This window comes from Xanthomonas sontii (assembly GCF_040529055.1).
Taxonomy (GTDB): domain Bacteria; phylum Pseudomonadota; class Gammaproteobacteria; order Xanthomonadales; family Xanthomonadaceae; genus Xanthomonas_A; species Xanthomonas_A sontii.
Map to the genome: position 1 here is coordinate 390,244 of NZ_CP132342.1, position 9,877 is coordinate 400,120.

Below are 9,877 nucleotides of genomic sequence, written 5' to 3' on the forward strand. Positions count from 1 at the left end.
GAAGACGGATGGAGGCAGGATCAGCCTCCGATTTCTCTCCCAGGGGCCGCACCGGCGACGGTGCGGTTCTTTTCTTTTGGCCGTCCGGCGCCGCTCAGCCGGCCGCGAACCTGGCCAGCGCCTCGCCCTGCAGGCGGTAGACGGTCCACTCGTCCTGCGCGCGGGCGCCGACCGCTTCGTAGAAGTCGATCGCCGGCTGGTTCCAGTCCAGCACCGACCATTCGAAGCGGCCGCAGCCCTCGGCCACCGCCTGCCGCGCCAGGTGCTGCAGCAGCGCCTTGCCGGCGCCCACGCCGCGGTGCGCCGGGTCCACGTACAGGTCTTCCAGGTACAGGCCGTTGCGGCCGAGCCAGGTGGAGTAGTTGTAGAAGTACACCGCGTAGCCGATCGGCTGGCCGTCGGCCTCGCAGATCAGCGCCTGCGCGCGGGCATCGGCGCCGAACAGCGTCGCGCGCAGGCCGGCCTCGTCGGTCTGCACCGCGTCCTCGGCACGCTCGTAGCGGGCCAGGTCGCGGACCAGGCGCAGGATCAGCGCCGCATCGTCGGCCACCGCCGGGCGGATGTGCAGCGCCGCCATCTCAGCGCCCCGCCACCGCGGCGCGCATCTGCGTGATCACCTCGGCGTAGTCCGGCGCGTTGAAGATGGCCGAGCCGGCGACGAAGGTGTCGGCGCCGGCGGCAGCGATCGCGGCGATGTTGTCCGGCTTGACCCCGCCGTCGATCTCCAGCCGGATCGGCTTGCCGCTGGCGTCGATGCGGGCGCGGATCGCGCGCAGCTTGTCCAGCGCCGAGGGAATGAAGGCCTGGCCGCCGAAGCCCGGGTTGACCGACATCACCAGCACCAGGTCCAGGTCGTCCAGCACCCAGTCGAGGATGTCCACCGGGGTGGCCGGGTTGAGCACCAGGCCGGCCTTGCAGCCGTGCGACTTGATCAGCTGGATGCTGCGGTGCACGTGGCGGCTGGCCTCGGGATGGAAGCTGATGATGCTGGCGCCGGCCTCGGCGAAATCCGGGATCAGCCGGTCCACCGGTTCCACCATCAGATGCACGTCGATCGGCGCGGTGACGCCGTGCTTGCGCAGCGCCTGGCAGACCATCGGGCCGATGGTGAGGTTCGGCACGTAATGATTGTCCATCACGTCGAAGTGGATCCAGTCGGCGCCGGCGCGCAGCACGGCATCCACTTCCTCGCCGAGGCGGGCGAAATCGGCGGATAGGATGGACGGGGAGATGATGCAGTCGGACATGGCGGGATCTCAGCGCTTGCGCAGGGTGCGGATACGGTCGTAGGCGGTGTTGAGCTGGCTGGCCTTCTTCTCGGCGCGGGCACGCAACTCGGGGCTGGCGCTGGCGACCTTGTCGGGGTGGTACTGGGACATCAGCCGGCGATAGGCCAGTTCGATTTCGGCGTCGGTGGCGTCGCGGGTCAGCCCCAGTTCCCGGTAGGGATCCTCGCGCTGGGACAGCTTGAACCAGTCGGCGTCGAAGGCGTGCCCGATCAGCAGCCCGATCAACGCGCCCAGCACCGGCGTGGGCCGCAGCAGCAGGGCCCCGGCGATGGCGCCGAGCAGTTTTCCGTACCAGGGCATGGGGCAAGGGCGGGCGCGGCGTCAGGGCCGGCCATTTTACGGCACAGCGGGGCATTCCGGCCGTACACTACGCGGCCCGCCGTCCGCCGCGGGCCCGCCGGGTCCCGGGACGGTCGCCATTGCGAAGTCCGTAGGAGTGCCTGTGTCCACCACGCTGTTGCAATCCGATCTGCCCGGCCTGCCCTTGCGCCACCGCGGCAAAGTCCGCGACGTGTTCGATATTCCCCGCGAGCGCTTGCCGGCCGACGCGCCGCCCGGCGACTACCTGCTGATGGTGGCCACCGACCGCCTCTCCGCGTTCGACGTGGTGCTGCCCGACCCGATCCCGGGCAAGGGCGAGATGCTGTGCCAGGTCTCCAACTTCTGGTTCAAGAAGACCGAGCACCTGATGCCCAACCACCTCACCGGCATCGACGTGGCCGCGGTGCTGCCCGAGGGCGTGGACAAGGCCCTGTACGCCAAGCGCGCGGTGGTGACCCGCAAGCTCAAGCCGGTGCCGGTGGAAGCCATCGCCCGCGGCTACCTGATCGGCAGCGGCTGGAAGGACTACCAGCGCACCGGCAAGGTCAGCGGCATCGAACTGCCCGACGGCCTGCGCCAGGCCGAGAAGCTGGCCGAACCGATCTTCACCCCGTCGACCAAGGCCGCGGTGGGCGATCACGACGAGAACATCGACTTCGACGCCATGGTCAAGACCGTGGGCGCCGAACTGGCCGAGCGCGTGCGCGACGCCACCCTGCGCATCTACCGCTTCGCCGCCGACTTCGCCGCCGAGCGCGGCATCCTGCTCGCCGACACCAAGTTCGAGTTCGGCACCGACGCCGACGGCCGCCTGTACATCATGGACGAGATGCTGACCCCGGACTCCTCGCGCTACTGGCCGGCCGACCAGTACGAAGTCGGGACCAGCCCGCCGAGCTACGACAAGCAGTTCGTGCGCGACTACCTGGAGACGCTGGACTGGGGCAAGACCGCGCCCGGCCCGCGCCTGCCGCAGGAGGTGATCGACCGCACCCGCGCCAAGTACGCCGAAGCGCTGCAGCGGCTGGCGGGGATTTCGGTCGACTGAGTGTGGGGCAGCGCGCCGGATGCCCGGCGCGTCACGGGTGGTCGCGGAAGGCGGCCACCTTGCGGGCACCGACCGCCATGCCCGCTGATTCACGACCCGGAGCATCCTGTCCGGCTAGACTCCGGCACCCGCGCGAACGCTCGTGCGCGCGACCCGATCAGGAGGATCCGTTGGCTAGTTCGCCCCCGCTTTTTGCAGCCCTCACGCTTGTCATGGCGCTGGCTGCCTGCAGCCCTAGGCTGTATCGACATTCATTTCAGCCACATTGGGATAGAGGCCAGATACAGGAAAGCCAAGAAATGAGTTGGCTTGCGATCGAAGCGCGTGGCGATACGGCGGAACTGTTTGAGCTTGGCGAAGCAACGTTCGATGCGATTGCGTAACCGGTAGCGTGCTTTGTCGTAGCGGCGCGGCCGCTGGCAACTGCGTGGAGGGATCACCGCCTTGGCGCCTCGTGACCTGATCAACGCCACCAGTTCCCGACTGTCATAACCCTTGTCGGCTAGCACATATTTCGGCTTGAACCCGGCCAACAAGGCGCGCGCTTGCGTGATGTCGTTACGCTGCCCACCTGTCAGCACGACCCGCACCGGCCGGCCCTGGCTGTCCACGGCCAAGTGGATCTTTGTGCTCAGGCCTCCTCGGGAGCGCCCCAGAGCCGAGTCCGAAGCCCCCCTTTTCCGGTCGCCGCTTGTGCATGCGCCCGGACGATGCTGCTATCGATCATCAGGTACTCGTTGTCTCGAGCCCGAGTCAGGCTCTGGAAAATCCGCTCCCAGACGCCCTTGGCGGCCCAACGGGTAAAGCGTTTGTGCACGCTTTTGTAGGCCCCGTAGCGCGGCGGCAGATCACTCCAGCGTGCGCCGGAGCGCAACACCCACAGCACGCCATTGACGAAAGTCCGGTTGTCCGCTGCTGTGCGGCCCGGGTCACTGGCTTTGCCTGGAAGCAAGTCTTCGATCCGCTCCCATTGGCTCTGGGTCAATTCATAGCGGCTGGGCCGCGACGTGATGGTCTTCGACATCCCCAAAAAATACCGCTGAATGTCGATACAGCCTAGGCAGACCGATGCGTCGACAACCGCAAGTCCCGCCGCTGACGCATCCGCTCGCACTGCATCTTCGGACAAGGCCGCCCCCGTTCGCGCGTCCACCGCATCGCAGACGGCCCATCAGGATGACGGCGTTGCAGCACTGGCCGAGTCCTTGCACCTTCGTTGTGAGAATGCGGCCAAGGGCAACGGCTGCGTGGCGGGCAACATGGACGCTGGCGATTTCTACGACGTCGACGTGTCTCCAGACTGTGGCGCAGACGGAAACTTCGCAGGCGTGGCCGAACGCGACGCGACACTTCTGGATGCCCTACCCGTCACCGGCAGCAAGGTGCAGGTCACCGCCAAGCTTTCGGATGGACAGTTCGTCTGCATTCTGGCGACCGCGCATGCGGGTCAACAGGCAGCCTACTACTACGTGGTCGCCGTCCCTCCCGCCAGCGTCGGCGCATGCAACGGCAAGCCCATTTGCAATCAGTATGGCGAGCGCCCAATCGACTTCGTGACACAGCGCAAACAGGGCAAACACTGCACCATTGCAGGCAATGCGCGTCCTGAAGGCGATTGTGCGCAAGGATGGATCGAACCGCGGAAGCTGGATGTGTTCTCGAATGGACTGTGATCCTTTCGCCACGCGGCTTACAGCCCTGACGTTCGCTGCCGGTAGGTCCCCGACAATGTCCCGGTTCGGCTTCACGACATGATGATCCCGGTGAACTAGACTCACCCGCCCGAAGGGCGATTGCCCGCCCGACCCGATCAGGAGGATCCGTTGGCTATCGCACGCCCCATTCTGACGTCCCTGGCATTGGCCGCGGCCCTGGTCGCGTGCAAGGCGCAACCGGCTGGCTCCACGGTGGCCGCGGCGACGGCCGCGCCCGCGCAGGCCGCACCTGCCGCAGCCGCCCCGCGTTGCCAGGACGCCGATTTCGATGCCTTCCTCAAGCGCTTCAGCGCCGACATCGCGGTCCAGGAGAAGGCGACCGCCAACCCGTTGACGATGATCCACATCGACCCGGACGCGCAGCCGGAACCGGCGCCGGTGACCCGCAACGTGCCCCTGGCCGAGGTCGAATGGCCGGTGATCCCGAACCTGGAGGCAGCCCGCAAGGGCGGGCGCGAGGTCGTGGTGACGCAGAACGCCGAGGGCCGGCAAGTCATGGTGCGCACTCCCGATACCGGCGACCAGCAGGTCTACCAGTTCGCACAGAAGCCGTGCTGGACGCTGGTGAAGGTCGACGATCAGGCGTTGTAGTCGCGGCCCCAGGAGACCCGCATGGATGCTTCTTCGCCAGCGCAGCGCCGTTCCACCTATCGCGCCACAAACGTCCGCCGTCTATCCAACACTCGCGCCCAGAAACTGCGGCGCAGTACGTATATGCCCGCCTCACTGGGTGGAAATTGAACCTAAAAGAGGAATTCGCGTGCATTTCCTGAAGTTCTCTTCGCCCCTCCTCGCCCTGGCATTGGTAGCCTGCGGAGGTGCGCCCGCGGACGGCAAGTCTGCCGACATGCGAGACACCCCGCAGCAGTCTCCCTCCCCTAGTCAGCAAAACCAGGGGCAGAACGCCACCGCCAACCAGCAAGGGAGTGCTCCTGTGCAAAATGTCGCATCCTTCGTTCCTGCTGGCATGGAGGCCGTGGACACGCTCCGGGGCGACCTCACCGGCACCGGTCGGTCAGATGCATTACTGGTCGTTTCCCCCCCATCGCCCGCTGGCGAGAAGTTGGGTCAGGGCGCACCAAGAACGGTGATCCTGCTGACCCAGGATGAACGTGGAGAGCTGCACAAGGCCGCGGAGAATGCGCATATCGTCCCATGCGCGAACTGCGGCGGCATGGCCGGCGATCCTTATGCGTTTTCGCGGATCGAGAAAGGGCAATTCACCATCTCCATCTCGGGCGGCTCGCGCGAGCGCTGGGCTGACGACTTCACTTTCCGCTATGCGCCCGACAGCAAAACCTGGCTGCTGGACAAGGTGGTACGCGAACTCACCGATACGCAATCAGAACAACATAAGCAATTGGAACTGACGGCCAAAGATTTCGGGCAGGTGGCATTCGCGGATTTCGACCCCGCCAAGCTACCCAAGGTCGCCCCACTGGAAGAGGGCGCACCAGACAAGAATTAAAGGGAAGTAATGGTTTCCGCGGACATGGATGGTCCGTCCATCACGTTGCTGAGAAATGAGGAGCTACACCATGGCAACAGACAGAGAGAACCAGATGCTCCGCGCCGCCTACGCGGCCGGCATCACACAGCCCAGGGAACTGGCGAATTTCATGGCGCAGGTGGGCCATGAGTCCGGCGGACTTTCCAAGCTCGAGGAAAGCTTCAATTACACCAAGGGAATCGGACAGATCACGGCCAATGTGCGTTCTGCGTTGCGCGAAGGGCCGGAGGCGCTCGAAAGCGCGCGCGTCGAGGCGCTCAGGGGACGACCCGAACGGCTCGGCGAACTCATGTACGGCAATCGACGGGATCTCGGCAACGATCAGCCGGGAGACGGCTATCTGTATCACGGCCGTGGCTACATGCAATTGACCGGCAAGGCGCAGTACCGCGCGGCTGGCGAGGCGTTGGGGCTGGATCTGGTCAATCGGCCAGAACTGGCATCTCAGCCCGAGAACGCCTCGCGCATCGCCACTTGGTACTGGCAGCAGAAAGTTCCCGAGGAACAGCGCAACAGCGTCCAAAACGCGGGTGCCACCATCAACGGCGCCAACCCACCGAACGGCCTGGCGGATCGCGAGAGGCGTTTCGAACACTGGCAACGAACGCTGACACCCGAGTTGATGCAGAACCTGGCAGCGGGACGGCTGGGTGAGCCCGTGGCTGCACCCACGCAGGGCCATCGTCCGGCGACCGCCAACGCAGGGGCGTCTCACAGCAACTTCCAGCAGACCATGGAACGCATGCTGCCCAGCCAGGGCAAGGTCGATCCGCACATCACCGGGCACTACGGCGAACAGCGCGCCCGCGGCCCGCACGGCGGCACCGACTTCAACTACGAAGGCGGCCAGACCGGCATCAACCGGCAGCACCCGACGGTGCACGCACCGATCTCCGGCACGGTGACCTTCTCCGGCGGCCAGTACGGCACGGTGAAGATCCGCGACGCGCAGGGCAACTCGCACGAAATCCTGCACCTGGATTCACGCTCGGTGAAAGAAGGCGATACCGTGCGCGCCGGCGATCCGATCGGCACCATGGGCGGACGCGGCCCGAATGGGGCGAGCCAGTATGCCCAGCACGTGCATTACCAGATGCACGATGCGAACGGGAAGGCCGTCAGCCCGGAGACGTGGTGGAACCGCGGCCAGCAGGTCGACGCGTCTGCGCGCGATCAGGCCCAGCGCGGCAACGGCACGCTGCGTCAGGGCGACCACGGCTCGGAAGTGCGCGAGTTACAGCAGCACCTCAATCGCCTCGGCATCCGCGACGCGCAGGGCCGTCCGCTGGCCGAGGACGGGCGCTTCGGCGACAACACCCATGAGGCGGTCACCGCCCTGCAGAAACAACGCGGCCTCACCCAGGACGGCATCGTCGGCCGCGACACCCGGGCCGGGCTGGCGGCCGCCGAGCAGGCCCAGAAAGGCCCGCAGCTCGGCGAGCCGGGACATCCGGATACGCCGCTGTACGACAAGATGCGCACGGAGGCCGATCGTGCCGCCAAGCAGGCCGATCCGCAACACGCCAAGCTGTCGAACGAAGCCGTGGCCAACCTGACCCTGCAGGCCAAGCAGGCCGGGATCGACCACCCGGACAAGCTGAAGGAAGTCAGCATGCGTGGTGAAACGGCCTTCGTCGCCGGGACCACGCCGGGCTTCCGTGCGGTGGTGGATCTGCAGCAGCAAGCACCGCCGCTGGAGCAGACCAGCGCACAACTGGCTCGCCAGTCCGCGCAGCAGCAGGAGTCGGTGCAGCGGGAGCAGCAGCAGGAGACGAACAAGAGCATGGCGCGCGCCTGAGTCGCCAAGCCGTGGCGGGGCGATCGTGCCGACAGCGCGATCGCCCCCGACCGGCGATGCCACCGCGTGCCTGCGCTGACCGGTCGTGCGGCGTCCGACGCATCTCAGACGCCGTTCGTCGAAACGAAGCAAGCACCTCTCATCCCTCTGCATCCGGCACGATCGAACCGGATGCACGTTGCCTTGTGGGAGCGACGGGATGTTCCCGGCAAAGCCCGTCGCGGCTGAAGCCGCTCCCACAGGACATTTCCCAACGTTCCTGGAGGCTCCGAAAGGTCGCTCCGCTGGGGACGGCCTCATCTGCGCTGCGCTGGGCGAGGACATGGACGGTGTCGGGCGCGACCAGCAAGCGGGCAAGGCGCCGTGCTGCGGGCAATCGCTGCCTGCGTTGCCGGATCCACGGCGCGGTGTCTCCGCATCGCGCCGGCGATGGCGCTATGCTGGGCCGGTTCCTGGGAGGGAAGATGGATACCACCGCCTACGCGCGCCCGATCGACCGCTATTTCGCCAGCTATTCCGACGATCACCGCAATGCCGCCAACCAGCGCATCCACGTGGTCGCGGTGCCGGCGATCTTGTGGTCGGTGGTGGCCCTGCTGTGGTGCATCCCGGTCGGCGGCACCTGGTTCCAGAGCGGGCTGTGGGCGGCGCTGGGCATGTTCGCGGCATGGATGTACTACAACCGCCTGTCGCGCCCGCTGGGCTACGGCATGCTGGCGGCGTTCTTCTTCTGCGGCTGCCTGTGCCGGCTGCTGGAGGCGCACCTGGGCCTGCCGGGGCTGCTGTGGCTGGCGATCGGCGTGTTCGTGGTGGCCTGGATCGCGCAGTTCATCGGACATGCGCTGGAAGGCCACCGACCCAGCTTCCTCACCGATCTGACCTATCTGCTGATCGGCCCGGCCTGGGTGCTGGCCAAGCTGTACCGGCGCATGCACTGGCGCTACTGAGCGCGGCCAGCAACACCACCGCGCATCGCCAGGCGGACGCAGGCGCTGCCGGAACTCCTCCACCCGCCGCGCCTACGCGCGGCCCGCATCGCGCCAGCGAGGACGCGACGCCGTGTCAGCCCTACTGCGCCGTGTCCCCGGCCTCCAGGCCCAACATCGCCGCATCCGGGGCGAAGGCGCGCGGCACGTAGCCGAAATCCTGCCGTGCCGGTTGCAGGTCGAACGCCAGGTCCTCGCGCATGCGCTGCAGCGCGGCGCGGTTCATGCCCTGCAGGCGGCCACAGGCGTGGGCCAGCGTCAGCGCCGATGCGAACAGTGCATGCGGCAGGGTCAACAGCCGCGCCGGCGGCCGCAGCGCGGCCAGCACACGCCGCACCATCTCACGGTAGCTGAGCGTCTCGCCGCCACCGAGGGCGTAGCTGCGCCCGTGCGTGGCCGGGTGCGCCAGCACCGCCAGCGCCGCGTCGGCCAGGTCCTGCACGTGCACCGGCTGGCGCAGGCCGCTGGCGCTGCGCGGCAGCACGAACCAGCCGGTGCGCCGCGCCAGTGCCGCGATCGCGCTGAGGGTGCGGTCGCGGCCGGCGCCGTAGACCAGGGTCGGCCGCAACACCGTCGCCGCCGCGCCGCGTTCGGCGGCCACCGCGAACACGATGGCTTCGGCCTCGCGCAGGCGCCGGGCGACGTCGCGTTCGGCGGCGTCCAGCGAGTCGCGCTTGACCTCCAGGCTGGTGGAGCCGAAGGCGACCACGCGCGAAGCGGCGACGGGCGCACGCCGATACCAGTCGGCGAAAGCGTCCAGCGGCCCGCAACTGAACACCACCTCCGCCGCCACCGGCGGCGCCTGCAGCGCGCTGAGTTCGCCGGCATGCCAGTGCAGGCCGGGGTGCGCCGCGCGCGCCTGCCGGGAGTAGGCGTGCACCTCCCACCCGTCGGCCAGCAGGCGGTGCAGCAGGCGCTCGCCGATCTGGCCGCTGCCGCCGAACACCAGTGCGATGCGCGGTGGCGCGACGGTCGTCGGAGAAGCGGAGGCAGCGGCAAGCGAATCGGTCATCGGCACAGGATAGTGCGTGCGCCGCCGTTTGCGGCTGGAATCACGCGGCATCCGCACGCTGCACGGCATGCGACGGCCGGTGGAGGCGGACAAGGCGACGCGTGGCGCGGACACACGCAGCCGCCAACGATCGCCAAGCGCACCGGCGACCTGGCACGGGCCGCACGCACCGGCACCCGGATGGAGAGCGACGCGCGA

At 67.6% G+C, this 9,877-nt stretch carries 11 protein-coding genes; 6 read left to right on the top strand and 5 right to left on the bottom strand.

The window, feature by feature from the left end:
* Nucleotides 1-94: 94 nt before the first annotated feature.
* The 3 genes from RAB70_RS01765 to RAB70_RS01775 are packed head-to-tail and all read right to left on the bottom strand — an operon-like array spanning nucleotide 95 to nucleotide 1,589.
* Complete coding sequence (locus RAB70_RS01765; RefSeq protein WP_148829514.1) at nucleotides 95-577, bottom strand: GNAT family N-acetyltransferase; 483 nt, start codon at nucleotides 575-577, stop codon at nucleotides 95-97.
* Nucleotide 578: 1 nt separating this feature from the next.
* A complete protein-coding gene (gene rpe / locus RAB70_RS01770; RefSeq protein WP_017910179.1) occupies nucleotides 579-1,247 on the bottom strand; it encodes a ribulose-phosphate 3-epimerase in 669 nt (222 codons plus the stop codon).
* 9 nt (nucleotides 1,248-1,256) lie between these two features.
* Nucleotides 1,257-1,589: a DnaJ family molecular chaperone gene (locus RAB70_RS01775; RefSeq protein ID WP_010341396.1), complete on the bottom strand. Its 333-nt coding sequence runs from the start codon at nucleotides 1,587-1,589 to the stop codon at nucleotides 1,257-1,259.
* Nucleotides 1,590-1,731: 142 nt separating this feature from the next.
* On the opposite strand from RAB70_RS01775, the gene RAB70_RS01780 reads away from it, so the two are divergent.
* Nucleotides 1,732-2,658 carry a phosphoribosylaminoimidazolesuccinocarboxamide synthase gene (locus RAB70_RS01780; protein ID WP_191091472.1) on the top strand — a complete coding sequence of 309 codons (927 nt, stop codon included), beginning with the start codon at nucleotides 1,732-1,734 and terminating at the stop codon, nucleotides 2,656-2,658.
* A 251-nt stretch (nucleotides 2,659-2,909) separates the two neighbouring features.
* On the opposite strand, the gene RAB70_RS01785 is transcribed toward RAB70_RS01780, so the two are convergent.
* A protein-coding gene (locus RAB70_RS01785; RefSeq protein ID WP_148830478.1) for an IS5 family transposase occupies nucleotides 2,910-3,682 on the bottom strand; the annotation gives its coding sequence in 2 pieces (ribosomal slippage) (nucleotides 2,910-3,340 and nucleotides 3,340-3,682; 774 coding nt in all).
* A 19-nt stretch (nucleotides 3,683-3,701) separates the two neighbouring features.
* On the opposite strand from RAB70_RS01785, the gene RAB70_RS01790 reads away from it, so the two are divergent.
* The 5 genes from RAB70_RS01790 (at nucleotide 3,702) to RAB70_RS01810 (ending at nucleotide 8,628) form a co-directional block, all read left to right on the top strand.
* Nucleotides 3,702-4,331 (top strand): hypothetical protein, encoded by a 630-nt coding sequence (locus RAB70_RS01790; RefSeq protein ID WP_225851724.1) that lies wholly within the window; start codon nucleotides 3,702-3,704, stop codon nucleotides 4,329-4,331.
* Nucleotides 4,332-4,481: 150 nt separating this feature from the next.
* Nucleotides 4,482-4,964 carry a hypothetical protein gene (locus RAB70_RS01795; protein WP_148829981.1) on the top strand — a complete coding sequence of 161 codons (483 nt, stop codon included), beginning with the start codon at nucleotides 4,482-4,484 and terminating at the stop codon, nucleotides 4,962-4,964.
* Between the two features lie 376 nt (nucleotides 4,965-5,340).
* Entirely contained in the window at nucleotides 5,341-5,841 is a 501-nt protein-coding gene (locus tag RAB70_RS01800) for a hypothetical protein (RefSeq protein ID WP_408068869.1), read from the top strand.
* A gap of 70 nt (nucleotides 5,842-5,911) precedes the next feature.
* Nucleotides 5,912-7,681, top strand: a complete 1,770-nt coding sequence (locus RAB70_RS01805) for a peptidoglycan-binding protein (protein WP_148829980.1) — start codon at nucleotides 5,912-5,914, stop codon at nucleotides 7,679-7,681.
* Nucleotides 7,682-8,145: 464 nt separating this feature from the next.
* Nucleotides 8,146-8,628, top strand: a complete 483-nt coding sequence (locus RAB70_RS01810; protein WP_017910174.1) for a DUF962 domain-containing protein — start codon at nucleotides 8,146-8,148, stop codon at nucleotides 8,626-8,628.
* Nucleotides 8,629-8,749: 121 nt separating this feature from the next.
* Here RAB70_RS01810 and RAB70_RS01815 read toward each other — a convergent pair whose 3' ends face one another.
* Nucleotides 8,750-9,679 (bottom strand): NAD(P)-dependent oxidoreductase, encoded by a 930-nt coding sequence (locus RAB70_RS01815; RefSeq protein ID WP_148829979.1) that lies wholly within the window; start codon nucleotides 9,677-9,679, stop codon nucleotides 8,750-8,752.
* Between the last annotated feature and the right edge of the window lie 198 nt (nucleotides 9,680-9,877).

What these genes read in the sequence shown, in the direction of transcription:
- RAB70_RS01765 (WP_148829514.1), bottom strand. Translation starts at nt 577, where the DNA reads ATGGCGGCGCTGCACATCCGCCCGGCGGTGGCCGACGATGCGGCGCTG.
- rpe (WP_017910179.1), bottom strand. Translation starts at nt 1,247, where the DNA reads ATGTCCGACTGCATCATCTCCCCGTCCATCCTATCCGCCGATTTCGCC.
- RAB70_RS01775 (WP_010341396.1), bottom strand. Translation starts at nt 1,589, where the DNA reads ATGCCCTGGTACGGAAAACTGCTCGGCGCCATCGCCGGGGCCCTGCTG.
- RAB70_RS01790 (WP_225851724.1), top strand. Translation starts at nt 3,702, where the DNA reads ATGTCGATACAGCCTAGGCAGACCGATGCGTCGACAACCGCAAGTCCC.
- RAB70_RS01800 (WP_408068869.1), top strand. Translation starts at nt 5,341, where the DNA reads ATGGAGGCCGTGGACACGCTCCGGGGCGACCTCACCGGCACCGGTCGG.
- RAB70_RS01805 (WP_148829980.1), top strand. Translation starts at nt 5,912, where the DNA reads ATGGCAACAGACAGAGAGAACCAGATGCTCCGCGCCGCCTACGCGGCC.
- RAB70_RS01810 (WP_017910174.1), top strand. Translation starts at nt 8,146, where the DNA reads ATGGATACCACCGCCTACGCGCGCCCGATCGACCGCTATTTCGCCAGC.
- RAB70_RS01815 (WP_148829979.1), bottom strand. Translation starts at nt 9,679, where the DNA reads ATGACCGATTCGCTTGCCGCTGCCTCCGCTTCTCCGACGACCGTCGCG.